The 25,001-nt window shown below is 71.5% G+C and carries 19 protein-coding genes; 4 read left to right on the forward strand and 15 right to left on the reverse strand.

The genetic code is table 11. The features are described 5' to 3' along the window. Positions 1–4: 4 nt before the first annotated feature. The gene (locus tag J7E86_RS15595; protein ID WP_308312601.1) at positions 5–1,294 is read right to left on the reverse strand and encodes an SGNH/GDSL hydrolase family protein; all 1,290 of its coding nucleotides are present in this window, start codon (positions 1,292–1,294) and stop codon (positions 5–7) included. Positions 1,295–1,405: 111 nt separating this feature from the next. Between J7E86_RS15595 and J7E86_RS15600 the strand changes: the two genes are divergently transcribed. After that, positions 1,406–2,731, forward strand: coding sequence for an MFS transporter (locus tag J7E86_RS15600; protein ID WP_215082272.1), 1,326 nt, complete (start codon positions 1,406–1,408; stop codon positions 2,729–2,731). Here J7E86_RS15600 and J7E86_RS15605 read toward each other — a convergent pair. The 5 genes from J7E86_RS15605 to J7E86_RS15625 form a co-directional block, all read right to left on the reverse strand. After that, positions 2,728–3,888 (reverse strand): CaiB/BaiF CoA transferase family protein, encoded by a 1,161-nt coding sequence (locus J7E86_RS15605; protein WP_374223804.1) that lies wholly within the window; start codon positions 3,886–3,888, stop codon positions 2,728–2,730. The genes J7E86_RS15600 and J7E86_RS15605 overlap by 4 nt on opposite strands. A 136-nt stretch (positions 3,889–4,024) precedes the next feature. After that, positions 4,025–7,135 carry a glycoside hydrolase family 2 TIM barrel-domain containing protein gene (locus J7E86_RS15610; protein ID WP_215082273.1) on the reverse strand — a complete coding sequence of 1,037 codons (3,111 nt, stop codon included), beginning with the start codon at positions 7,133–7,135 and terminating at the stop codon, positions 4,025–4,027. Positions 7,136–7,228: 93 nt separating this feature from the next. Next, positions 7,229–7,897: an LUD domain-containing protein gene (locus J7E86_RS15615; protein WP_308312602.1), complete on the reverse strand. Its 669-nt coding sequence runs from the start codon at positions 7,895–7,897 to the stop codon at positions 7,229–7,231. Next, the gene (locus tag J7E86_RS15620) at positions 7,894–9,363 is read right to left on the reverse strand and encodes a lactate utilization protein B (protein ID WP_215082275.1); all 1,470 of its coding nucleotides are present in this window, start codon (positions 9,361–9,363) and stop codon (positions 7,894–7,896) included. Before J7E86_RS15620 ends, J7E86_RS15615 begins: the two co-directional genes overlap by 4 nt. Continuing rightward, on the reverse strand, positions 9,360–10,112 hold the full coding sequence (locus J7E86_RS15625) for a (Fe-S)-binding protein (RefSeq protein ID WP_215082276.1): 753 nt from the start codon (positions 10,110–10,112) through the stop codon (positions 9,360–9,362). Before J7E86_RS15625 ends, J7E86_RS15620 begins: the two co-directional genes overlap by 4 nt. A gap of 169 nt (positions 10,113–10,281) precedes the next feature. Between J7E86_RS15625 and J7E86_RS15630 the strand changes: the two genes are divergently transcribed. After that, positions 10,282–10,704 (forward strand): YjbQ family protein, encoded by a 423-nt coding sequence (locus J7E86_RS15630; protein ID WP_215082277.1) that lies wholly within the window; start codon positions 10,282–10,284, stop codon positions 10,702–10,704. A gap of 125 nt (positions 10,705–10,829) precedes the next feature. Here J7E86_RS15630 and J7E86_RS15635 read toward each other — a convergent pair whose 3' ends face one another. The 9 genes from J7E86_RS15635 to J7E86_RS15675 form a co-directional block, all read right to left on the reverse strand. Continuing rightward, positions 10,830–11,756 (reverse strand): D-alanyl-D-alanine carboxypeptidase family protein, encoded by a 927-nt coding sequence (locus J7E86_RS15635; RefSeq protein ID WP_215082278.1) that lies wholly within the window; start codon positions 11,754–11,756, stop codon positions 10,830–10,832. A 117-nt stretch (positions 11,757–11,873) separates the two neighbouring features. Continuing rightward, the gene (locus J7E86_RS15640) at positions 11,874–12,359 is read right to left on the reverse strand and encodes an Lrp/AsnC family transcriptional regulator (RefSeq protein ID WP_215082279.1); all 486 of its coding nucleotides are present in this window, start codon (positions 12,357–12,359) and stop codon (positions 11,874–11,876) included. A 258-nt stretch (positions 12,360–12,617) separates the two neighbouring features. Beyond that, complete coding sequence (locus J7E86_RS15645; RefSeq protein WP_215082280.1) at positions 12,618–13,943, reverse strand: sulfite oxidase; 1,326 nt, start codon at positions 13,941–13,943, stop codon at positions 12,618–12,620. 108 nt (positions 13,944–14,051) lie between these two features. Continuing rightward, positions 14,052–16,391, reverse strand: coding sequence for a collagenase (locus J7E86_RS15650; protein ID WP_215082281.1), 2,340 nt, complete (start codon positions 16,389–16,391; stop codon positions 14,052–14,054). 194 nt (positions 16,392–16,585) lie between these two features. After that, on the reverse strand, positions 16,586–17,560 hold the full coding sequence (locus J7E86_RS15655) for an ABC transporter ATP-binding protein (protein ID WP_215082282.1): 975 nt from the start codon (positions 17,558–17,560) through the stop codon (positions 16,586–16,588). Further along, complete coding sequence (locus J7E86_RS15660) at positions 17,557–18,576, reverse strand: ABC transporter ATP-binding protein (protein WP_215082283.1); 1,020 nt, start codon at positions 18,574–18,576, stop codon at positions 17,557–17,559. Before J7E86_RS15660 ends, J7E86_RS15655 begins: the two co-directional genes overlap by 4 nt. Continuing rightward, positions 18,576–19,562 carry an ABC transporter permease gene (locus J7E86_RS15665; RefSeq protein ID WP_215082284.1) on the reverse strand — a complete coding sequence of 329 codons (987 nt, stop codon included), beginning with the start codon at positions 19,560–19,562 and terminating at the stop codon, positions 18,576–18,578. The genes J7E86_RS15660 and J7E86_RS15665 overlap by 1 nt, the downstream gene beginning before the upstream one ends. Next, on the reverse strand, positions 19,559–20,491 hold the full coding sequence (locus J7E86_RS15670; RefSeq protein ID WP_215082285.1) for an ABC transporter permease: 933 nt from the start codon (positions 20,489–20,491) through the stop codon (positions 19,559–19,561). The genes J7E86_RS15665 and J7E86_RS15670 overlap by 4 nt, the downstream gene beginning before the upstream one ends. 14 nt (positions 20,492–20,505) lie before the next feature. Continuing rightward, the gene (locus J7E86_RS15675; RefSeq protein WP_215082286.1) at positions 20,506–22,254 is read right to left on the reverse strand and encodes an ABC transporter substrate-binding protein; all 1,749 of its coding nucleotides are present in this window, start codon (positions 22,252–22,254) and stop codon (positions 20,506–20,508) included. 127 nt (positions 22,255–22,381) lie between these two features. Between J7E86_RS15675 and J7E86_RS15680 the strand changes: the two genes are divergently transcribed. Both J7E86_RS15680 and J7E86_RS15685 read left to right on the forward strand, forming a co-directional pair. Next, positions 22,382–23,752, forward strand: coding sequence for an aminopeptidase P family protein (locus J7E86_RS15680; protein WP_215082287.1), 1,371 nt, complete (start codon positions 22,382–22,384; stop codon positions 23,750–23,752). A gap of 79 nt (positions 23,753–23,831) precedes the next feature. Next, on the forward strand, positions 23,832–24,980 hold the full coding sequence (locus J7E86_RS15685; RefSeq protein ID WP_215082288.1) for an FAD-binding oxidoreductase: 1,149 nt from the start codon (positions 23,832–23,834) through the stop codon (positions 24,978–24,980). Positions 24,981–25,001: the final 21 nt, after the last annotated feature.

Raw genomic sequence — 25,001 nt, forward strand, 5'->3', positions numbered from 1 at the left:
TTGCTCACAGGGCGCCGAGGTCGACGGCTTCGGCCATGACCCGGTATCCGGCGTCGTTCGGATGCTTGAAATCGCCGCTGTCGTAGGCGGGGGAGAGAACCTCGGGGTCGTCGGCCGAGGCGAGGGCCTCGGCGAAGTCGGCGACGGCGTCGAACTCACCGGAGTTACGGAACCACTGGTTGAGAGCGACGCGCTTCGCCTCGGCGCGGGGAGTGTGGTACTCCGAGCCCTTGAACGGAAGGATGGTGGCACCGATGATCTTGATGCCCCGATCGTGCGCCCGCTCGATCAGTTCCCGATAGCCGGCGATCAACTGCTCCGCCGTCACCTCCGGATTGGGCTTGTACGTCTCCAGGTCGACCTCGCTGAAGCCGATGTCATTGAGGCCGGCCAGGACGATGACCGAGCGGACACCGGGCTTGGCGAGCACATCCCGCTCGAAGCGGCCCACAGCCCGCTCGCCGTACCAGACCGAGTCGTGGAGCATGAGGTTCCCGCCGATGCCGGCGTTGAGAACGGCCCGTCGCTGTCCCGCGGAGGCGAGCCGTTCGGCGAGGACGTCCGGGTAGCGGTGGTCGGCGCCCACGGTGGAACCGTAGCCATCGGTGATGGAGTCGCCGAAGACCACGACCGTTCCCTCGCCTTGGGGCCCTCCCGTGAGCTCGATGTCGGAGAGGTAGTACCAGGAGTGGGTGCGTGCGTCGAAGGCATCGCCCTCGACGTCGGCCGTCCGGTCGCCCGCCGCCCGGTAGGAGTCCGTGTAAGCCTGGGCGTGAAACGTCGAAGGACCGGTCGGTCCGTCGAAGTAGAGAGTGACCGCTACCAAGTCGAATGGCTCCACCAGCAGCGGAGCCGACTCGCTGACGGCCTCGCCACCCGCCGGGATCGTCACCGAGGCGCTTCCGTCGAACGTCAGATCGCCGACCGTACCGGGCTTGAGCGCGGGTGACTTTCCGGCCAGTGCGAGCGTCGCGGCCGTCACGGTCAGCGGCTGAGTGCCGAAACGATTCGACAGCCGGATGCGGGCGGCGCTGCCCCCGCCCGTGACGCGCACGACCTGGCGTACCGACTGACGGGTGAAGCCCGTCTCGGACCAGTTCTCCTCGAATCCGGCGCTCGGGCGCTGCACCGGAGCGGACCAGCCCGCCGACCAGGCCGTCGCCACGTCCGACCCGTGCGGCGCCTCGGTGTGCGCCGTCGTCGCCCGGCTCTCTTCCTGAACTGTCATGGTCCGGCCCTTCTTCGTGTGCGGTGAGCTGTTGGAGAAGAGCCTGCCGCCGGGCTCCCGCTGCACCCAGACCTCCCTGCTGCGTACGAACCCCGTGCGTACCACTCGCAGGGTTACCTTGCGAGAACTGCCCTCGGACGGGTGTGCGAGAGGGGTGGTGCGGGGATCCAATGGATCATGACGCAATCCGAGTCCCTGCCCGTCGACGGCACTGATACCGGCACGACCGCCGAACCCTCGCCCACCTCGTCACGATCAGCCCTCCGCCAACTCGCGGCGGCGTCCATCGGCAACGCCGCCGAGTGGTACGACTGGTACGCCTACTCATTCCTCGCGGTCTACTTCGCCGATCAGGTCTTTCCCAAGAGCTCGGGCAATTCCCTCGTGCCGCTGCTCTCCACCTTCGCAGTCTTCGCGGTGGGCTTCTTCATGCGGCCGGTCGGCGGTCTGCTGATGGGCGCGATCGCCGACCGGCGAGGCCGTCGCGCCGCTCTGACCGTCACCATCCTGCTCATGGGAGGCGGCAGTCTGCTGGTCGCCCTGACCCCCACCTACGCCTCGGCAGGGGTCCTCGCTCCCGTGGTCCTCGTCCTCGCCCGCCTCGTCCAGGGCCTCTCGGTCGGAGGGGAGTTCGCCGCCTCGACGACCTTCCTCGTGGAATCGGCGGGCCCCGGCCGGCGAGGGTTGTTCTCCAGTTTCCAGTACGTGTCCACCACGATCGGCCAGCTTCTCGCCTCCGGCATAGCAGCCCTCCTCGCCCACCTGCTGACCGACGGGCAGATGGGCGACTGGGGATGGCGGGTGCCGTTCCTGATCGGCGCACTCATCAGCCTCGTAGGATTCTGGATCCGCCAGGGCGCGCGGGAGACGCATGAGGTGAGGCAACGCGCGGCCGAGCGCCCCGCCCTCTTCGACGCCCTGCGACAGCACCCGCGCGAATCCCTGTTGATCTGCGGCATCACGGCCGGCGGCACCCTCGCGTACTACACCTGGACCACCTATCTGCCGACCTACGCCCAGGTGAACGCCGGCTTCGACAAGGGGCAGGCGCTCATCGCCGGTACCCTCTCGCTGGCCTTCTTCGCCGTGCTCCAGCCGCTCGGCGGTCTGCTCTCGGACCGCGTCGGCCGCAGGCCGTTGCTGCTCGGTTTCGCCGTGGGCTTCGCGCTCCTCGCCGTGCCCCTGCTGCGCGCGATCACCAGCGACTTCGCCTCCCTGCTGCTCGTGCAGTGCGCGGGGATGGTGCTGCTCACCGGCTACACCTCGGTCGCCGCGGCCGTGAACGCCGAGGTCTTCCCGGCGCGGGTACGAGCCGCCGGAATCGGCTTCCCCTATTCCCTCACTGTCGCGTTGTTCGGAGGGACGGCTCCCTACCTGGGGACCTGGTTCAAGCAGTCCGGCCACCCCGGAGCCTTCCCCTGGTACGTCGCGGGGCTCTGCCTCGTCTCCGCCTGCGTCTACGCCGTCCTCCCGGAGACCGCCAAGCGTCCGCTGGACCGCTAATCGGTGCCGGCCTCCGAAGGGCCGTCGAACTCCGCGCGGATCGCGGCCGTGTGCTCGCCCAGGGCCGGTACCGCTCCCATCGCCGCCTCGCGACCGTTCACCTCGACGGGTGGCAGCAGGCCCCGCAGCGGACCGGCCGGCGAGCCGAAGTCGCGCCACCTGTCCCGGGCCGCCAGCTGCGGATGGCCGGCGAACTCGGTGACCGTCCGCAGCCGGGCGTTGGCGATGCCGGCCCGGTCCAGCAACGCCACCAGCCCGTCCGCCGTGTGGTGGGCGAAGTGCTTCTCCAGGACGGCGGTCAGGTCGGCGTCGTGTGCGCGGCGCAGCGGATTGTCCGCGAAACGGGGATCGCGGACCAACGCGGGCTCCCGCAGCACCTGTTCGCACAGCGCGACCCACTCCCGGTCGTTCTGCACGCTCAGGAACACCGTCGCGCCGTCGCCGCACCCGTAGTGCCCGTACGGGGAGATGGTCGGATGCCGGGCGCCGCTGCGGGTGAGGGGCTCGCCGCCGTAGGCCTGGGCGTAGTACGGCTGCCCCATCCACTCGGCGAGCGCGTCGAGCAGCGAGACGGACAGGGCCGACCCCTCGCCGGTGCGCTCGCGCTCGTACAGCGCGGTGAGGATGCCGGTGTACGCATACATGCCACCGGCGATGTCGGCCACGGAAATGCCGGGCCGTGCGGGCGAATCGGGGCTTCCGGTGATCGAGAGGAGCCCTGCCTCGCACTGCACCAGCAGGTCGTAGGCCTTCTTGTCCCGGTACGGCCCCGCCGCGCCGTAACCGGAGACGTCGCAGGTGATCAGGCGGGGCCGGCGGGCGCGCAGCACGTCGGCGCCGAGCCCCAGGCGGTCCGCGGCGCCGGGGCCGAGGTTCTGTACGAACACGTCGGCCTGGGCGAGGAGCCGGTCGAGCAGGGAACGGTCGGTGGCGTCCTTGAGGTCGAGCGTCACGCTTTCCTTGCCCCGGTTGACCCAGACGAAGTAGGCGGAGAGTCCCTTCACCCGGCGGTCGTAGTCGCGGGCGAAATCTCCGCGTCCCGGCCGCTCGATCTTGATGACGCGTGCGCCGAGATCCGCGAGCTGGCGGGTGGCGAAGGGGGCGGCGACAGCCTGTTCGAGAGCGATGACCGTGACGCCGTGCAGCGGCAGTTCCACCAGGGCTCCTTCCGTCAAGTGAGATCATATGACCGGCCCTGTGGACGGTCCGGAACGGCCGGGCCGCTTCCCGCCTAGTCTCGCGGACATGGACATCAGGGGGCGGTTCACCGGGGGAGAACAGCGTGCTCGGCGGCTAGCGGGCGGGCCGCAGCCAGTACGCGTAGCCGTAGTCGCGATCGGCGCGCAGGAGATAGGGCTCCAAGGGCGGTGCGCCCCAGGAGTCGTTGCCGCCCACGCCCGTCTGCCGGTGATCGACGCTCAGAACGATCTCGTCGCGCGAGACCAGTTCGTGCGGATGCCTGAGGCCGTCGAGGTCGAACGGGGTCCAGCGCAGCGCGCTGAACTCCAGCCATCCCGCGTTCTCGGAAGGCTCCGCCGCGATGGTCAGGCCGGTGCCGTCCGGCCCGGTCAGCGAGGCGTAACGCACGTCCGTGACGTTGCCCGTCTGCTGCGGGCGGGCGTACGGCATGCCATGCGCGTCCACGGAGCCGCTGTAGCGGCCGACGAAGGCTCCGGTGCACCGGTCCCGGTAGTTCTCGTGCGGCCCTCGCCCGTACCAGGTGAGCGTCCCGAGATCGGGCGGCACGGTCAGCAGGGCGCCCACCACCGGCAGATCCGGCAGTCCCGCTCCCGGTGCGAGCACGTGCCGGACGTGAATCCCGGCGTCGCCTCGCACAGTGAAGACCGTGGTCCAGCGGGAGACCGCGGGAGCCGTGGGCAACGTGGCCGTGACGGTGAGGACGACCTCGGAGGGATCGACCTGGCTGATCTCCAGCCCCGTGACCGTGCGCCGCGCCCCCGCGTCGCGCCACGTCATCTGGGTGACCTGGGTGGCGCGGCCGATGTCGTTGTCGGTGGGCGCCCGCCAGAAGTTGGGCACGGGGCCGGCTGTCAGCAGCGTTCGGCCGTGGTGGCGGTAGGTGGTGAGGGTTCCCGTGGCCCGGTCCAGGACGACGTGGAGGCCGGGCCCGGTGACGGTGACGCCGTGCGGCGTCCGGCTGACGTCGAGCGCGGGCCGGACGGCCCTGGCGGGCGGGGTCGGTGCGGCCGCGCGCCAGGGGAGCGCGAGTTGCCCGGCGGCGACGACATGTCCGGACTCGGCCCACCGCGTCGCCGCGCGCAGGGCGAGGGAGATGTTCAACCAGTACTCCGCCCCCGGTTCCGGTTTCTCCGGTGGCTCCAGCGGGAGGTTCACCGTCGTGGTCTCTCCCGGCTCGGTACGCGGGGCGGGCAGGGTGCCGTGCCGGATCCGCTCGCCGTCGCGGGTGACCTCCCAGCACAGCTCGTAGCCTTGGAGGCCGGTGAACGCCTGCCGGTTGGTGAGCTGTACGGCCCCGTGCGTGAGGTCCGCGGCCGCGATGCGTACGGCTTGGTAGACCTTCTTGACCTCGTGCAGCGCCGGATGGGGGTTGCGGTCGGCGTCGACGAGCCCGTTGCAGCAGAAGTTGCCGTCGTCGCGCCCGCCGGGCTGCCAGTCCCCTCCGTAGGAGAGGAACGTGCGGCCGGGGTCGCCCGGGACCGGGCGGCGGAGCGCCTGGTCGGCGAAGTCCCAGATGAAGCCGCCGTGCAGCGAGGGATGGGCGTCGATGACGTCCCAGTACTCCTGGAGGTTTCCGGTGCTGTTGCCCATGGAGTGCGCGTACTCGCACAGGACGTACGGCTTGGGGCCGCCGGATGTGCCGTAGGCCTTGACGTCCTCCGGAGTGGCGTACATATGCGACTCGATGTCGGCGACCTCGTTCATGCCCTCGTAGTGGACGGGCCGCGAGGGGTCGCGGCGGTGCACCCAGTCGGCCATGATCTCGAAGGCGGATCCCCGGCCGGCCTCGTTGCCCAGCGACCAGATCACCACGCTGGGATGGTTCTTGTCCCGTTCGACGAGGCCGCGGATCCGGTCCAGACAGGCGGCCGTCCACTCGGGGCGGCTCGCCGGCAGACGGTCGCGGACGGCGTGCGTCTCCAGGTTGGCCTCGTCGACCACGTACAGGCCGTACTCGTCGCACAGTTCGAGCCAGCGCGGATGATTCGGGTAGTGCGAGGTGCGGACGGCGTTGATGTTGTGCCGCTTCATGAGGAGGATGTCCTGGACCATCCGCCGCTCGGGCACCGCCTGCCCGTGGTCGGGGTCGCACTCGTGCCGGTTGACACCTCGCAGGACGAGGGGCCTGCCGTTGAGGGTGAGCCCGGCCGGACCGCACGAGACCGAGCGGAAGCCGACACGGGTACGCCGGACGTCCACCGGTCCGCCGTCGGGGGCGATCAGCTCGACGACGAGCGTGTAGAGGCGGGGATCCTCGGCCGACCACAGGGCGGGTGCCGTGACACGGGCCGAGAGCTCGACCACGGCCTCCCCGGAGGGATCGAAGCGGGCGGCGCCGGTCAGGGAGAGGACGGCGGCACCGAGGGGGTCGTGGAGTGTCGCCCGCACCTGATGACCGTCGGGGGACGGCTGCGCCCCCGACCGCAGGCCGACCGTCACCATGAGCGCGGCGTCGCGCGACGCGCTGTCCGGCTCGGCGCGTACGAACAGGTCGTTCACGCGCACCTCGGGGACGGAGTAGAGGTACACGTCGCGGAAGATTCCGGAGAGGTCGATCAGGTCTTGGTCCTCCAGCCAACTCCCCTTGCACCAGCGGTAGACCTCGACGGCGAGGCTGTCGCACCCTTCGTCCGGATCATCCTGGCCGGTGCGCAGACAGGAGGTGATGTCGAACTCCGCCGGGCTGTAGCTGTCCTCGCTGTAGCCCACCCGCTCGCCGTTCACCCACACGAAGAACGCGGACTTGACCCCCTGGAAGGAGATCAGGGTCCGGCGGCCGGCCCACGCCGGGGGAACGGTGAAGGTGCGGCGATAGGAGCCGACCGGGTTGAATCCGGTGGGCGCGTGCGGGGGAGCGGGCTGTTCGTAGCCGGTCCAGGGGTACTCGACGTTGAGGTAGACCGGATCTCCGTAGCCCTGGGTCTCCCAGTTGCCGGGCACGGTGATGTGGTCCCAGCCGCTGTCGTCGAAGTCGGCGGTGTGGAAGTGCATGGGCCGCTCGTCGGGGTTCCTCGACCAGGCGAAGCGCCACTCGCCGTTCAGGGAGCGGTAGTGCGGCGAGTCGGCCGCCTCGCCGGTGAGCGCGGCCCTGACGTCGGCGTGGGGGATGAACGGGGCCCGGGCGGGTTCCCGGTTCTCCTGGAACACCTCCGGCGACGCGTGGGTGACAAGGTGAGCGCGAGGGTCCGGTCGTCGTGCGCGCATACGTCGGCTCCGAATGAGCGATACGCCGAGGAACAGGAACCACCAGGATCGGACGGAACGCGTTCCCGCCACAAGCCCCGTGTCCGGCGTGGCTCACCCGGTCCGCGGATCTCCCGCGACGAGGACGACTTCCAGGGTGCGGGGCCCGTGGACGCCCTCGACCCGGTCCAGTTCGATGTCGCTGGTCGCCGACGGGCCCGAGATCCAGGTCTGGGGCCGGGTGGCGGTCAGGCGTTCCAGGGCCCGCGGTACCGAGTCCACGACCTGGTCGTCGATCCGCACCACGCACAGGTGATGGTCCGGTACGAGCGTGAGGGCGCGACGCCCCTGGCCCGGGCCGGCGTCGAGCACCACGGTGCCGGTCTCGGCGATGGCCAGCGCGCAGCCGGTGACGACGCTGTCCACACCGTCGAGCTCATGCGGTGTCAGGGCCGGCGAGTCCTGAAGGAGGCGCACCCCGGCGGAGGCGAGCCATGCCTCCGGCAGTCCGGCGGGCACGGCCACCCGGCCGGCATGCCGCTCGTGCAGCAGCCGGGCGAGCAGCGCGGGCAGGCCGGGCGCGTCCACGCGGTGGACGAGGGCGCGATAGTCCGTGAGATTGCGGGCGAGGAGGTCGACGGACTCGGCCGGCGACCGTTCCTCGTGAACGCGCAGATACTCGCGAGCCACCGGGTGGTCACCGGGGCGCTCCTGTCGGGGCACGTCGGCCAGCGCGCGCCGCACCCGCCCGAGGATCCGTTCCCTGCTCGCGTCGCCGTTCACGCCGGGCCCCCGCGGGTGCGGGCCCACCAGTCGCGGAAGGATTCCGGAGGGACCGTCGGCAGGGTGCGGGAGTCCGTCCAGGCGCGTCCCGGTCCCGGCAGCCGACGAGGGTGGAGCGCACGCGTCCGGGAGAGGATCCGCTGGCCGCGGCGGAGTGCGCCGGGATGGTCGAAGGTCCAGCGGGCGGCCCGCATCATGGCCCGTTCGGCGCTGTGCCTCTTCGCCGGCTTGATGACCGTCCGTGCGCCGCGGACCGTCACCTCGCCGCCTTCGACGACCCGCTCCCGCAGATGGACGAGCACCTCGGGGATATCGATGGCCACCGGGCAGACCTCGAAACAGGCACCGCACAGCGAGGAGGCGTACGGCAGGGACTCCTCCAAGGGGGAGACGAGCCCGCGCAGCTGGGGGGTGAGGATCGCCCCGATCGGCCCGGGGTACGGCGAGCCGTACGCGTGGCCGCCGGCCCGCTCGTACACGGGGCAGACGTTGAGGCAGGCCGAGCAGCGGATGCAGCGCAGTGCCTGGCGGCCGACCCGGTCCGCGAGGGTGTCGGTACGGCCGTTGTCGAGCAGCACCAGATGGAAGGAGCGCGGGCCGTCGCCGTCGGTGGTGCCCGTCCACATGGAGGTGTACGGGTTCATCCGTTCCGCCGTGGAGGAGCGCGGCAGCAGCTGGAGGAAGACCTCCAGGTCCCGCCAGGTCGGCACGGTCTTCTCGATACCGACGACCGAGATCAGGGTCTCCGGGAGCGTCAGGCACATGCGGCCGTTGCCCTCGGACTCCACCACGACCAGGGTGCCGGTCTCGGCGACCATGAAGTTCGCCCCGGAGATACCGACCTTGGCGCGCAGGAACTTCTCCCGCAGGTGCCGCCGGGCGGCCTCGGCCAGATCGGCGGGCCGGTCGGTCAGCCCTTCGGGGGCCGGGAGTCCCCAGTCCGCCATCCGGTCGCGGAAGATGTCGCGGATCTCGCCGCGGTTGCGGTGGATGGCGGGCACCAGGATGTGGGAGGGGAGGTCGTCGCCCAGCTGCACGATCAGTTCGGCGAGGTCGGTCTCGTACGCGCGAATACCGGCGTCGGCGAGGGCCTCGTTGAGACCGATCTCCTGGGTGGCCATCGACTTGACCTTGACCACTTCGCTCTCGCCGGTGGCGCGTACCAGCTCGGTGACGATGCGATGGGCTTCGGCGGCGTCCGCCGCCCAGTGGACTGTGCCCCCGGCACGGGTCACGGCTTCCTCCAGGCGCAGGAGGTAGTGGTCCAGGTGGCGCAGCGTACGGTCCTTGATGGCGGCCCCGGCGGTGCGCAGGCGCTCCCAGTCGTCCAGTTCGGCGACGGCCCGGGCGCGCTTGGCGCGGATGGTGTGAGTGGCGTGGCGGAGATTGGCGCGCAGCCGGCTGTCCTGAGTGGCGAGGCCGGCGGATCGGGGGAAGGCCGGCATACCCACGTAGGTGCGGCTCATCGGGCGTCGTCCTTCCGTCCGGCGAGGATCTCCGCGATGTGCAGGGGGCGCACGGTGGAACCCTGGTGGGCGAGGATGCCACCGATGTGCATGAGACAGGAGTTGTCCACGGCGCAGACGGCGTCGGCACCGGTCGTGGTGATGGCCCGGGCCTTGTCGGCGCCCATCGCGGCGGAGACGGCGGGATTCTTCACGGCGAAGGTGCCGCCGAAGCCGCAGCACTCCTCCGCCCCGGCCAGTTCCCTCAGTTCCAGTCCCTCCACTCGCTCCAGCAGCCGGCGTGGACGGTCGGCGAGACCGAGCAGCCGTAGCCCGTGGCAGGTGGGGTGGTAGGTGACCGGGTACGGGAAGTAGGCGCCGACGTCGGTCACGCCCAGCACGTCCACGAGGAACTCGGTGAGCTCGTACGTCTTCGGCACCGTGCTTGCCGCCGCCTCGGAGAGACCCTCGTCCCGCCCTTCCGCGGCCGCTCGGGCGGCGATGCGGGGGTAGTTGTCACGCACCATGGCGGCGCAGGAACCGGAAGGGGTGACGACGTAGTCGTAGTCGCGGAAGGCCATGGCGTGGCGACGCATCAGAGGCTCGGTGTCACGGCGGTATCCGGTGTTGAACAGTGGCTGCCCACAGCAGCTCTGCGCCATGGGGAAGTCGACACGCACCCCGAGCCGTTCCAGCAGGGTCACGACGGCCTGCCCCGTACGGGGGTAGAGCGTGTCGTTGACGCACGTCACGAACAGCCCTACGCGCATGCCCTCTCCTCACGGCCGCCTGCCCGGCGCTCATACTGCCGCAGTGATCGGCACGTGGGAAGAACCGATCCGTCAAGGCTGACGCCGTGGCCGTCGTCGTGAGCCCGTTCGCGTCCGCCGGCCGTGGCGTGGACGACATGGGCGCCGGTAGGGCGGTTACGGTGAGGAAATGGCTGACACCTTCACCACCCGCACGATCAACGTCCCGACGGGGTCCGTCGAGACCGTCTACGACCTGACGGACGCGTGCTCCGCCTTCCTCCGGGAGACCGCCCGGGGGCGGGACGGCCTGCTCAACGTCTTCACCCCGCACGCCACGGCCGGCCTGGCCGTCATCGAGACCGGTTCGGGCAGCGACGACGACCTGCTGGCCGCGCTCCAGGACCTGCTCCCGGCCGACGACCGGTGGCGGCACCGCCACGGCAGCCCCGGCCACGGCCGGGACCACGTCCTGCCGGCCCTGGTCCCGCCGCACGCCACACTGCCGGTGGTCGGAGGCGAGCTGCAGCTGGGGACCTGGCAGTCGGTCGTCCTGGTGGACACCAACATCGACAATCCGGACCGAAAGGTCCGTCTGTCCTTCCTCGGCTGACAGCTGACAGCTGACGGCTGATGGCGGCGCGGCGGCAGCACCCCTGGCGAAGCGGAAGCCGCAGGACGACAGAGGCCCCCCGGAGAGCGGTTCCCTCCCGAGGGCCTCCGGTCCGGCGTGATCCGTCAGTCCCGCTGTGCCGACTCCGGCAGCTGACGCAGCTTCACGCTCGTCTTCGTCCGGTACGCGAAGTCCAGCATCTTCACAGCGTCCGGATAACGGTTGGTGGCATCGTTGAGGATGACACCCACCACGGTCCGGCCATCGCGCTGGGCGGCGAAGACCAGGCAGGGTCCGGCGGCGGTGCCGGTGCCCGTCTTGATGCCGATCGCGCCCTTGTAGGAGCCGAGCAGCTTGTTCGTGTTGTCCCAGTAGTAGGTGCGGTTGACGTTCGCCGCCTTCTGCCGGGTGCTGGTCGCCTTGACGACCGTGCCGAACGTGCTGTTCGCGATCGCGTGGCGGGCGAGCTGTGCCGCGTCACGCGGGGTGGTGTAGTTGGCGCCGGCCCTCGATATGCCGTCGAAGGAGTCGTACTTGGTGTTCTTCATGCCCAGTTCCGACGCCTTCTTGTTCATCTTCGCGATGAACGACGTGGTGCGGGCCGCCTCGGTGCCGCCACTGCCGAAGGTGTCGGCGAGCGCGTACGCGGCGTCGCAGCCGGAGGGCAGCATCAGGCCGTACAGCAGCTGTCGCACCGTCAGCTTGTCGCCCGTCCGCAGATCGGCCGTGCTCGCGCCGTTGCGCGCCACGTAGTCGCGGTAGGACTGCTTGATGGTGACCTGCTTGTTCAGGTCGACGCCACGGGTGTCCAGGACCACCACCGCGGTCATGATCTTGGTGGTGCTGGCCATCTGCCGCTTGGTGTCGGCGTCCTTGGCCCACAACTGACGGTTGGTCTTGCCATCGAGCAGGAACGCGCCCCTCGCGGTGACACCGGCGGGGCCGCCGGCGGCCTCCGCGGTCGTCACCGGGAGCGCGACGGCGACCGCCGCGGTCGACGCGATCACGGCCGCGCCCCACCGGCGGGCCGGTCTTCCGCCACATCTCTCCATGTATGCCTCTGTTCCTCGCGGGTTGAGTCGAGCGTGCAGATAATCGCACTCACTCCGCGCGAGGAGAAACCGGGCCCCGTCCAGCGGGAAGGACTGGTGGAGGACGGCGCCGGAGGCTCACGGATGGCGCTGTGCGGCCGCGCGCCCCACCGCGTCCACCAGCGGCACCATCCGGTACGGCACCCGCTCGCGCAGCACCACCTCGGTCCTGGTGCGCACCACGCCCGGGAGCTGGACGAGCAACTGGATGACGTCCTCGAGATGTCCGGCGTCACGGGCGACGACGCGCGCCATCATGTCGCCGCCCCCGGTGATCGAGAAGGCCTCGATGATCTCGGGTACCTCGGCCAGCGAGGCCGCGACCGGGTCCAGATGCCCCTGGGTGACCTCGATGTGCACGAACGACAGCACCGGATGACCGAGTGCCGCGGCCGACAGACGTGGCCCCGTGCCGGTGATCACGCCGTCGCGTTCCAGGCGGTCGAGCCGTGCCTGGAGCGTGCCCCGCGCGATGCCCAGCACGCGCGCGTACTCCCGCACGCTCGTACGCGGCTGCTCCAGGAGCAGCCGAAGGATCCTGGCGTCCAGCGCGTCGACGGCCATGGGCCGGTGGTCTCCTCGTGGTCGGCTTTCCGGCCGGTCACTGTACCAATGGTCCAGTCCCGCGGAGTGCGGCGCGGCGGGGGCGGGGCCGGAGCGCCGGATCGATCGGACGGCCCATGCCCCGGCCCCGGCGGTCGTCCGGTCGTCCGGACGACCGAAAGGCATCGGTGCCTCACGGGTTCCGGCCGGGATTTGGCATGCTGCGGCCATGTCACAAAAGAGTCAGGACATCCGTGCGGCGAGCGGACCGGCGGCGCGTCAGACCACCACGGCCGGATGCCGCACGACGGCGTCGAAGAAATAGCCCTGGTCGTTGGGTACGGCCCGGGCGGGCTGGGTGTTGCCCGCGGTGTCCGTGGCCCGGGCCAGCAGCTCGGTGCGCCCGGTCCCGTGGGGTGTCCAGTCGGTGCTCCAGCGCGTCCAGCCGTGGCGGTGCGGGCGGTCGTGCAGGCGCGCCGGGCGCCAGGAACGGCCGCCGTCCGTGCTGACCTCCACCCGCCGGATGCCGCCGCGGCCCGACCAGGAGCGGCCGGTCAGCCGGTGCCGGACCCCGGCGGCGAAGGCGGTTCCGGGCGCGTACTCGAAGGCGCTGCGCACCGGCTGGACGCTGATGGGAGCGCTGCCGCCGGGTGGGTGGGCCGGGCCGAAGAGCCGGTAGAAGACGGAGTTCCAGGGCGAGAACAGCGGATGGTCCGCCACCTCGATGTCACCGACCCACTTGATGGACGCTATGCCCGCCCAGGACGGGACGACGAGCCGGACGGGCCTGCCGTGGTCGTAGGGGAGCGGTTCGCCGTTCATCTCGTAGGCCAGCAGCACGTCGTCGAGGGCCTTGGCCAGCGGCAGCGGTCTGCGGACCCGGCCGAAGTCCGTGCCGCCGTCGACGTAGTGCCCGTCCAGGCCGCGCGGCATCACGTCCACCGCGTGCCGGCCCACCCCGGCGTGACGCAGGACGTCCGCCAGGCGGGCGCCGCGCCAGCGCGCCGCTCCTATCGCCCCCATGGTCCACGGGGTGCCGGTCACCCGGTCGCCCTGCTGGGAGGTGAAGTGGCTGCGCCCGTTGCCCGCGCACTCCACGCAGGCGCTGAGGGTGACGGCGGGCAGCGAGCGCAGGTCGCCGTAGGTGAAGTCGACCGCGCCGCCGCGCAGCCCGCTGCCCCAGACGGTCAACCGCCAGGTCCGCGGGTCCAGCAGGGGAGTGGCGGTGTGGTTGCGTACGAAGAACCGGTCGACCGGCGTGTGATAGCCGGTGGTGCGCAGCGCCTGCCAGTTGGTCTCGGCGTTGGTGCCCCGCACGGTCAGCAGCTCGGGCGGCAGCGGCTTGACGATGCCGGGCGGCCCGCCGTCCCTCCCGCCGCTGTCCGCGTGGGCCGGGGCGGGGAGGGCCGGGGCGAGGGCGGCCGCGGCGCCGGCCGCGCCGAGGAGCCCGAGCACGTGCCGGCGCGAGGGGCCGCCGCCCGTGGCCGCCGCTTGTCCGGCCAGCCACTGCCGTAGCCTGCGGTGGTCGTACACGCTCTCCTGACCTGCGGATTCCGGGCGCAAGGGCCTGTCTCCTCCCGAGTGGGTCCAGCGCGGACCCGGCATACGGTAGGCGACGGAGGGCCTGTGGCCGGAGGCGCTTTCCGGCCTGAGGATCTCCGCCCGCCGGGGTGCCGGGCCCGCCTCGGCGGCGAGGCCCGGCACCTGTTGGTGTCAGCCGCGCAAGGGGCCCTCGCAGCTGAAGTCCGCCGAGCCCGCGGGGCGACCGGACCAGATGTCGACCTTGCCGAAGGAGCAGTTCATGTCGGCGAAGTTGTTGGTGCCCTTCTTCGTGCGGTCGAGGATGAAGTAGTCGACCGTCTCGGACATGTCCTTGAAGACCAGGTCGGCGTTGCCCGGGTCGCTCAGGTTGGCGGTGACGCGGCCCGTACAGGTGAACCGGGGGCGCCCCGGTGCCTCGTTGGAGCGGCAGTCGGGTGCCATGCCGGTCGTGGCCTTGAAGGACGCGCGGACCGTGGCGGGGTGCCCGGCGTCCAGCCCGCCGACGGGCGTGAACGTGGTCGCGGGCACGTACAGGTCCTTGACCTTGGCGATCTGCTGGTCCAGGAAGGTGTCGTACGCGCGCTGCAGACCGGTGTCCCGGCCGAGGCGGCTCCGCCAGGCGTCGAAGCCCGCGACGTCATCGGCCCGGAGATAGCCGTACATCTCCTTGAGCAGCGACGGGCGCTCGGACCACAGGTACTCGAAGAACGTTCCCGCGTACGAGTAGAAGCGGAAGCCGTCCCGGTCGTACTCCGCGTGCAGCAGCTGGTCCACGCTCATGCGCGGCTTGCCGCCCGCGGTGTCGTTGATGACGCTCTGGACCAGCGACTTGCGGACCTTGATGCCGTCGTCGCGGGTGGCGCCGTCGAAGAACTCCGCGGTGCCCTCGTCCATGGCGGTGGTGCGGTCGCCCTCGTACCACGGGCCCTCGCCGAAGAGGCCGGGCACGGCCCACCGGCCGTTGAGGTAGTGCGTGTACTCGTGGCGGAACAGCTCCTCCAGCGTGAGCGTGGAGTCCTGGGGGACCCGGCGCTCGTAGGTGTAGAAGGTGGCGCCGTTCTCGATGTAGATGCCGCCGTTGTTGGTGCTCATGCCGGTCAGCAGCGGGTGGTAGATCTCGTAGTCGGAGCGGGAGGCGTACAGCACGATGTTCAGCGTGGTGTTGGTGTCGCCCGCCAGCGGCTGGTCGGTGCCCAGCACCCGGTGGAACTGCGCCTTGACCTGTTTGCTCGCGTAGTAGAGCCGGTCGACGGTGGCCCGGGGCAGGGCGGTGCGGACCTTGATGCCGCCGTTGTCGTACGTGTAGGTGCTGGGGAAGAGACGGCGCTCGATGTCCGCCTTGCACACTCCGTACTGCTTGCAGGCGTCGAACTCGTTCAGCCAGGTGACGACCTTGGCCCAGGGCTCGCTGCCCTCGCCGAAGTTGCCGGCGGTGGTGGTGAGCAGGCCGCCGAGGGCGGAGGTGATCTCGCTCTTGAGCGCGTCGATCTGGCCCATCCGGCCGTACTCCCCGACGGCGTCGCGCACCACCCAGGCGTTGGCCGTGCCCTTGAGGTGGGTGTAACCGGCGAAGGCCTTGAAGGCCGCGCGGTAGGAGGAGTCGGCGGTGACGGCGGCGTGGAAGGCGGTGTCGTGGTTGCCGGTGTAGACGCCGAGGTAGTTGAGGGAGAGCGCGGCGAGCGCGGCGCCGGCCCAGGAGGTGTCCTTGGCGGTCGCCGGGTGGGCGGCGTCCATGGTCGCCAGGACGCGCTTGACCAGCGGCAGCTGGTGCTGGCGCAGGCCCGGTGAACTGGCTGCGTAGAGGGCCTCGCGCAGGGTCTCGGCGTTGGTGCGGGTGACGTCGAAGGTGCGGGCGGCCGTTCCGAAGGAGTTCACGGCGCAGCGGATGGCCTCCACGGTCTGCGCGTCGCCGAGGTCGATCTCGTCGTGCGAGAAGTCGTGGTAGCCCACGGCGTGGAGGTAGGTGAACATCTCCAGCAGGTGGCTGCCGTTCTTGCCGTCGTGCGCGGAGGCGAGCTGTTCGATCCGCCGGGAGACGGCCTGGACGTGCGCCTTCGACATGACCGGGACCAGGCGCTGGTCCCAGGTCCAGATGAGCCCGCGCAGGCAGCCGTCGGCGGTGACGGCCTGGTCGGCGAGGAAGTCGGCGAACTGCTCCGGGCTCAGGCCCTTGACGCCGTCGAGCGTGCAGGGGACGGCGACGCCGCCGATGGTGGCGCGGGGCGGGGCGGCCGTGGGCTTCGGCTTGGCCGTCAGGGCGCCTGGCACGCGCCCGTCCTTCAGGCCGCCGGGCGTGGAGGGCGACTGGATGGCGGGCCGCGGGGCGTTGGCGAGGCGGGTCACCTCGTCGAAGGGGTTGGGTGCCGGGGCGGCCGGGCGGGGGGCGGGCCGGGCGGCGGCGGTGGTGGGGGAGGGGGAATCGGCGAAGCCGGGCTGGACGGCCGTGGCGCAGAGCGTCGCGCCTATCGCCGCGGTGAGCAGGGATCTGCGCAGAGTTCTCGAAGGGAACACCGATGACTCCAGTGTGGGAGGTGTGGGAGGTGATGGCAGGCGCGCACGGGACGGCAACCGCCCCGCGACCAGCGGTACATGAGAGGCCGATGCACTGCCATGTGATGCGTAACGTAGTAATGTGAAATGTTACTGACAAGCCCTCAGACCTGTCGGGTTGCCTCGAACCATGAAGTGGATGATCCTCTTCCGGATCATTCCGCCGTCTCGGGGAAGTGGCAGGCCACCTCCCGCGCCTCCCCCGGCACCGTCGTCCGCAGCACCGGCGCCTCGCTCCGGCAGATCGCCCGCGCCTTGGGGCAGCGGGGGTGGAACGCGCAGCCCGGCGGGGGCGCCGCCGGGCTCGGCGGGTCGCCCAGCAGCGTGATCCGCTCGCGGACGCGCTCGGCGGCCGGATCCGGCAGGGGCACGGCGGAGAGCAGGGCCCGGGTGTAGGGGTGCGCGGGGGCCCCGTACACGCGGTCCTTGTCGCCGACCTCCACGATGCGCCCCAGGTACATGACGGCGACCCGGTCGCACACCCGCTTGACCACCGACAGGTCGTGGGCGATGAAGAGGTAGGCCAGACCGAGCTCCCGCCGCAGCCGTTCCATCAGGTTGACGATCTGGGCCCGCACGGAGACGTCGAGCGCCGAGACGGGCTCGTCGGCGACGATCAGCCGGGGACCGGTGGCCAGCGAGCGGGCGATGCCGATCCGCTGCGCCTGCCCGCCGGAGAACTCGTGCGGATAGCGGTCGAGGTGCTCGGGGATCAGCCCGACCAGCTCCATCAGCTCCGCCGCCCGCTCGCGAGCGCCGGTCGCGGAACCGCCCTGAGCCAGCAGGGGATCGGCGATGATCCGCGCCACGGTCTGGCGCGGGTTGAGGGAGGAGTGCGGGTCCTGGAAGACCATCTGGAGGTCGCGGCGGAGCGGCTTGAGCGCACGCCGGCCCAGGTGGCTGATGTCGCGGCCGTCATAGGTGATCGACCCGTCGGTCGGCTCCAGCAGCCGTACGATCATGCGGCCCGTGGTCGACTTGCCGCAGCCGGACTCGCCCACCAGCCCCAGGGTCTCGCCCGGCGCCACGTCGAAGGTGACGCCGTCGACGGCCCGGACGGGAGCGGCACGGCCCCGCCTGCCGGGGAAGGTCATCGTCACATCCCGTACGGAGAGCAGCGGCGCGGTCATCGGGTGCCTCCCTGAACGGGTGCGGTGGTGTGCAGAGGGAGATGGCAGGCGACCAGGTGCCCCCGGGAGGGGGCGAACGCCGGCCGGGCCTCCTCGCAGCGGCCGCGCTCCTGCGGCGGTGCCGCCGCCGCGCGGGAGCAGCGTGGCGCGAAGGCGCACCCGGGGGCGGGGGCGAGCAGCGAGGGCGGGCTGCCGGGGATGGCCCGCAGCGGGTCGTCGTCGCGGTCGTCGAGGCGGGGCAGGGAGTCGAGCAGTCCGCGGGTGTAGGGGTGGGCGGGGTCGGCGAACAGGGCGTCGACCGGCGCCTGTTCGGCGGCCCGGCCCCCGTACATCACCAGCACCTCCTGGGCGACGCGGGCGACGACGCCGAGGTCGTGCGTGATGAGCACGACCGCGAGCCCGCGTTCGTGCCGCAGGCGGTCGATCAGCTCCAGGATCTGGGCCTGGACGGTGACGTCGAGGGCGGTGGTCGGTTCGTCGGCGATCAGCAGGTCGGGTTCGCAGGCGAGTGCCATGGCGATCATCACGCGCTGGCGCATCCCGCCGGAGAACCGGTGCGGGTACTCGCCGGCCCGGCGCGCGGGGTCGGGGATGCCGACCTCGCCGAGCATGTCGACGGCCCGCCTGCGCGCCGCCGCCCGGCCGGCGCCGAAGTGGACGCGGTGGTGTTCGGCGATCTGCTCGCCGACCGTGTAGTACGGGTGGAGGGCGGAGAGGGGGTCCTGGAAGATCATCGCCATCCGGCGGCCGCGCAGCCGGTTGAGTTCGCGCTCGGGCAGCCCGGTCAGCTCCCGGCCGTCGAGCGTGACGGAGCCGGACACCTCGGCGCCGGTGTGCAGGCCCATGACCGCCAGGGAGGTGGCGGACTTGCCCGAGCCGGATTCACCCACGATGCCGAGGGTCTGTCCGCGGCGCACCGAGAAGGAGAGGGAGTCCACCGCCCGCACCGGGCCGCGCCGGGTCGGGAAGGTGACGGTGAGGTCGCGTACGGACAGCAGGGGGCGTTCGGCGGCCATCAGTACCTCACTCGTGGGTCGACGACGGCGTAGAGCAGGTCGACGGCCAGGTTGGCGACGACGATGAAGGTGGCCGCCAGCAGGGTGACGCCGAGGATGACCGGCTGGTCGCCGGTGGAGAGGGCGCCGTAGAAGAGCCGCCCGATGCCGGGCAGTCCGAAGATGGACTCGGTGATGACCGCGCCCGCCAGCAGGCCGCCCAGGTCCATGCCGAAGAGGGTGAGGATCGGGGTCATGCCCGCCCGCAGGCCGTGCTTGACGACGACGGTGCGGCGCGGCAGGCCCTTGGCGCGGGCGGTGCGGATGTACGGCTCCGCCATGGTCTCGATCATCGAGGACCGGCTCTGGCGCGCGTACATGGCGGCGTAGAGGATCGCCAGGGCCAGCCACGGCAGGAGCAGGTTGGACGCCCACTCGGCGGGGTCGTCGCCGAACGGCACGTACTGCGGATAGGGCAGCAGTCCCGCCACCCGGATCAGGCCGTAGATCAGCATCATGGAGGTGAAGTACACGGGCAGCGAGGCGGCCGCGACGGCGCCGACCATCAGGACGCGGTCGGTGAGGGTGTCCTTGCGCAAGGCCGCGGCGACCCCGGCGCTCAGACCGAGCAGCAGCCAGAGCGCGGCCGCGCCCAGGGCCAGCGAGGCCGACACCGGGAGGCGGTCCATCAGCAGGTCCCAGACGGCCTCGGAGTTCTCGTACGAGTAGCCGAGGCAGGGGAACGCGCAGTGCAGGGCGTACTGGCCGCTGCCCATGGTCCGGCCGGTGAAGACGCCGGTGACGAAGTCCGCGAACTGCCGCCACAGCGGCCGGTCGAGGCCCATGTGGGCGCGGATCGCCTCCAGCCGTTCCGTGCTGCACGACTTGCCGCAGGCCGCGGCCGCGGGGTCGGAGGGCAGAACGTAGAAGATGGTGAAGGTGACGGCGGCGATGGCGATCAGCACGCCGACGACGCCGAGGAGCCGGCGGCCGATGTAGAGGGTCATGCGCGGCCGCTCCTCGGGTCGAGGACGTCGCGCAGGGCGTCGCCGAGCAGGGTGAAGGCGAGCACCGTCAGGAACAGGCAGGCGCTCGGAAGGACGAAGTACATGGGGTCCGTGTCGTAGAAGGCGACGCTCTCGGCGATCATCTGTCCCCAGGAGGGGGTGGGCGGTCGTACTCCGACGCCGAGGTAGCTCAGGGCCGCCTCCGTCGCGATCATGCCGGGGACGATGAGGGTGGTGTACGCGATGACGGGCCCGGAGACGCCCGGGAGGATGTCGCGGGTGAGGATGCGCCAGGGCCCGGAGCCGCCGACGCGGGCGGCGTCGACGTACTCGCGGTGCTTGAGCGCGAGCGCCTGGCCGCGCACGACGCGGGCGATGCCGGGCCAGCCGAACAGGCCGATCACCGCGGTCATCAGCAGGACGCGGTTGACGTCCTTCGCCACCGACATCATGGCGATCATGAAGATGAGGGAGGGGAAGGACATGGTGAGGTCCATCAGGCGGGAGAGCAGGGCGTCGGTGCGGCCGCCGAAGTAGCCGGCCGCGATCCCGGCGGCCGTCCCGGCGACGACGACCATCGCGGTGGCGGTGAGGGCGATGAGGAGCGAGACCTGCGCGCCGTGGACGACGCGGGCGAAGAGGTCGCGGCCGGTGACCGGTTCCACGCCCAGCCAGTGGTCGGCGGAGATCCCGCCGAGCGGGCCGATCGGCCGGCCGCCGAGGTAGGGGTCGACGGCGGACTTGTCGAACTCGTCGGGGGCCCAGCCGGCGAGCGAGCTCAGCAGCGGGGCTCCCGCCGCCATGAGGACGAAGAGCGCGACGACGGCGAGGGAGACCTTGACGGAGGTGCGGCGCAGCAGTTCGGCACGGGCGAGCCGCCACGGGCCGCCGCCCGTGGCGACGTCCGGAAGGGATGCGGTGGTGGTCATGATGGCGGCCGCCCTCAGCCCCGGCTCGCGGCGGGGTTCTTCAGGCCGACGGTGGCGTAGTCCAGCTGGCCGCCGAAGGAGGTCTGCCCGTACGCGCCCGCGATGTTGGTGCCGAGGACCAGCGGCCACCGCCGGACCAGCACCGGGACCGCCGGGGCCTTGGCGAGGATCTCGCCGTCGAGCTTCTGCCAGGCCGCGGTCGCCTCCTTGGTGTCGGTCATGGCGGCGATCTCGTCCATCCGCTTCATGGTGGCGTCGTCGCGGAAGAGCGAGTGGTTGCCGGAGTTGCCCTTCTCCTTGATGTGGCGGGCGTCGAAGACGAAGGGCAGGAAGGTGGAGCCGGAGGGGTAGTCGGGGCACCAGCCGGTGTACACCATGTCGGTGCGGTTCTTGGTGTCGCCGATGGTGGCGTAGAAGGCGGACGGGTCGACGGTCTCGATGGTGACCTTGATGCCGGCCCGGCCCAGCGACTGCTGGACCGCCTCGGCGCGGCCCTTGTCACCGGACGAGACCGTCATGCTGGTGGAGAAGCCGTCCGGTTTGCCGGCCTCCTTGAGCAGTTGCTTCGCCTTCTCGGTGTCGCCCGTGGCGGGGATCCGTGAGGTGTCGGGCTGGTGGCCGCCGAAGAGCGTGGCGGGCATGTACGCGGTCGACAGGACGTTGAAGGCCGGGCCGCCGGAGGAGGTCAGGACGGCGTCCCGGTCCAGGGCGTACTGCACGGCCTGGCGTACCTTCACCTGGTCGAAGGGCGCCCGGCCGGTGTGCATCTGGACCATGTCCGTGCAGTTGGTGGACTCCGCGAGCAGACGCTTCTTCACCTCGGCGCGGGGCAGCACCTTCGCCGCGCTCTCCGGCCGCAGGGCGCCCCAGGAGACGGCGGAGGCGTCCGCGCCCTGGCTCGCTATCAGCCGGTCGTCGATCTGGTTGCCCTTCAGCCCCATCACGACGACCAGCTTGTCCGGGTACGCCTTGCGTACCTCGTCCGTCGCCGGGTCCCAGTGGTCGTTGCGGACCAGGGTGAGCTTCTTTCCACGGGCGTAGGAGTCGACCTTGTAGGGCCCGGAGGAGAACGGCCGGTTGTCGTACTGCGGGCCCTTGTCCTTCGCCTGCGGTACGGGCGCGAAGGTCGGCATCGCCGTGGCGTAGGGGAACTCGGCGAAGGGCTTGCCCAGTTCGAAGACGATGGTGCGGTCGTCCGGCGTCCGGACCGAGTCGAGGTGCTTGCCCTGCGCCGGGCCCTGATAGCCGTCGGCGCCGGCGAGGTAGCGGGCCGCGTAGTCGGCGCCGCCGGGGAGGTCGGGGGAGAACGACCGTTCCACATTGTACTTGACGTCCTGGGCGGTGACCGGCGAGCCGTCCTCGTACTTCACGCCCGGCTTGAGGTGGAAGGTCCAGGTGCGGGCGCCGTTGGAGGAGGTGCCGAGGTCGGTGGCGAGGTCCGGGACGAGCCGGCCGCCCTCGGTGCCGGGCGCGGCTTTGTACGTCACCAGCGTGCGGTAGAGCAGCCGGGTGCCGAAGTCCATGTCGTTCATCACCCAGTTGCGGGCCGGGTCGAGGTGGGTGAAGTCCTGGTTGGACAGCACCGTGAGCGTGCCGCCCCGCTGCGGCGTGCCGCCGACGACAGCGCCTTCGTTGGCGGCGGCGGGATTCGCTCCGCCGGCCTTGTCGCTCCCCGTCCGCTTTCCGCCGGAGCAGCCGGCCGTGCCGAGGGCGAGGGTGGCCGCCAGTGCGGCGGCGAGGGCTGTACAGGTGCGCTTGTTCATCAGTGGTCACTCCGTGAACAGTTGAGCGGCTGGACGGCTGAAATGTGACCCGTAACATAGTAATGTGAAATTGCACTGACAAGGTGTCAGTCACTCCGTTACCCACCTGTGTCCGAGAGGGAGTCTCATGAACGAATCGGCGACCGCAGCGCTCCGGACGGTAAGCCATGATCTGTCCGCTTCGGCGGAGTTGGAACGCTTCATGACCGGACACTGGGCGGCGACCCCGCTGCCCGACGACATCCGGCTGCCCGTCGCGGACCGCACCGCCGCGCGCCGGGCGAAGCTGTCCCGGCGCTTCCCCGGCGAGCGGCTGATCGTGCCGGCGGGCGAGCTGAAGGTCCGCTCCAACGACTGCGACCACCGCTTCCGGCCGCACAGCGCGTACGCCTGGCTGACCGGACTGACCGGCGAGGACCAGACGGGCCACGTCCTCGTCCTGGAGCCGGACGGGCCGCACCGGCACGACGCGGTGCTGTACATCCGGCCGCGCTCGCCGCGCGACGGCGGCGAGTTCTACCGCGACCGCCGCTACGGCGAGTTCTGGGTCGGGCGCCGCCCCGACCTCGCGGAGGCCGAGCGCATGACCGGCCTGCGCTGCGTCCATCTGGCGGACCTCGGGAAGCTCCCGCCCGGGCGCGACGCCTCCCGCGACGCGGAACTCGCCACCGCGCTCAGCGAACTGCGGCTCCTCAAGGACGCCTGGGAGATCGGCCAGCTCCAGACGGCCGTGGACCACACCGTCCAGGGCTTCGAGGACGTCGTGCGGGCGCTGCCGCGCGCGCTGGCCCACCCGCGCGGTGAGCGGTGGATCGAGGGCGTCTTCGGCCTGCGCGCCCGGGCGGAGGGGAACGGCACCGGCTACGAGACCATCGCGGCCTCCGGCGCGCACGCCTGCCTCCTGCACTGGATACGCAACGAGGGGCGGCTGGACCCGAGCGAACTGCTGCTGCTGGACGCCGGCGTGGAGACGGACACCCTCTACACCTCCGACATCACCCGCACCTTCCCCCTCTCCGGGCGCTTCGCGCCCGTACAGCGGCAGGTGTACGAACTCGTCCTCGCCGCCCAGGAGGCCGGCATCGCCGCGCTCAAGCCGGGGGCCAGCTTCCGCGACTTCCACCGGGCCGGCATGCGCGTGATCGCGGAGGGCCTCGCCGAATGGGGCGTGCTGAAGAGCCCCGAGGGCGACCTCCACCGGCGCTACACCCTGTGCAGCAGCGGCCACATGCTCGGCCTGGACGTCCACGACTGCGCCCAGGCACGGGCGGAGACCTACCTCGACGGGGTCCTGGAGGAAGGGCAGGTGCTCACCGTCGAACCCGGGCTCTACCTCCAGCCCGACGACGAGACGCTGCCCCCCGAACTGCGGGGCATCGGCGTGCGGATCGAGGACGACCTGGTGATCACGGCCGAGGGGGCGCGGCTGATGTCCGGTGCCCTGCCGCGCACGCCGGACGCGATCGAGGCGTGGATGGGCGAACTGCTGGAGGGCTGACGGCGGGTGAGGGGGCCGGCGGCGAAGACTGATCGGGAGAGCTCTTGGCAGCAGCAGTGCAATGTGAAATATTACTGATGTGCCAACGAGAAGCTCCTCGGACGTCATCGTCGTCGGCGCGGGAGTGGTCGGCGCCGCGTGCGCCTACTACGCCTCCCGTTCCGGCCTCTCCGTCACCGTGATCGACCGTGGTCCCGTCGCGGGCGGGACCACGGGGGCCGGTGAGGGCAACCTCCTGGTCTCCGACAAGGAACCGGGCCCCGAACTCGACCTGGCCCTGCTCTCCGCGCGACTGTGGCGGGAGCTGGCCGCATCGCTTCCGGCGCGCGTCGAGTACGAGCCGAAGGGCGGCCTGGTCGTCGCCTCCGGCGCGGCGGGCATGGACGCCCTGCGCGCCTTCGCCGCGGCACAGGCGAAGGCGGGCGTCACCGCCGAGGAGATACCCGCGGACCGGCTGCACGACCTGGAACCCCACCTCGCCCCCGGACTCGCGGGCGGCTGCCTCTACCCCCAGGACGCCCAGGTCCAGCCCGCGCTCGCGGCCGCTCACCTGCTGCGCGCCTCGGGCGCCCGGATCCGCACCGGCGAGGAGGTCACCGCCGTCCTCACCGGCACGGACGGCGCGGTACGCGGCGTACGGACACCGGCCGGGGACACCTTCGCGCCGCACGTGGTGAACGCCGCCGGCACCTGGGGCGGCGAACTGGCCGCCCTCGCCGGGGCGCACCTGCCCCTCCTGCCCCGCCGCGGCGTCGTCCTCGTCACCGAACCGCTGCCGCGCGTGGTGCGGCACAAGGTGTACGCGGCGGACTACGTCGCCGACGTGGCGAGCGGCTCGGCAGCCCTCCAGACCTCGGCCGTGGTCGAAGGCACCCCGGCGGGCCCCGTCCTGATCGGCGCCAGCCGCGAGCGGGTCGGCTTCGACCGCTCCGTGCCGGTGGAGGTGCTCCGCCGGCTCGCGGACGGGGCCACGGCGCTGTTCCCGGTCCTCGCCGGAGTCAGGGTGATGCGGACGTACGCGGGGTTCCGCCCCTACCTGCCCGACCACCTGCCCGCCATCGGCCGCGACCCGCACGTGCCCGGGCTGCTGCACGCCTGCGGCCACGAGGGCGCGGGAATCGGGCTCGCCCCGGCCACCGGCCTGATCATCGCCCGCCTCATGACCGGCACCGAACCGCCCCTGGACGCGAGCCCGTTCGCCCCCGCCCGCTTCACGACCGCCGCCTGATCCCACCACCCCGCCACCCGC

Source organism: Streptomyces sp. ISL-11 (genome assembly GCF_018614525.1).
In the GTDB taxonomy this organism is placed as follows: Bacteria; Actinomycetota; Actinomycetes; order Streptomycetales; family Streptomycetaceae; genus Streptomyces.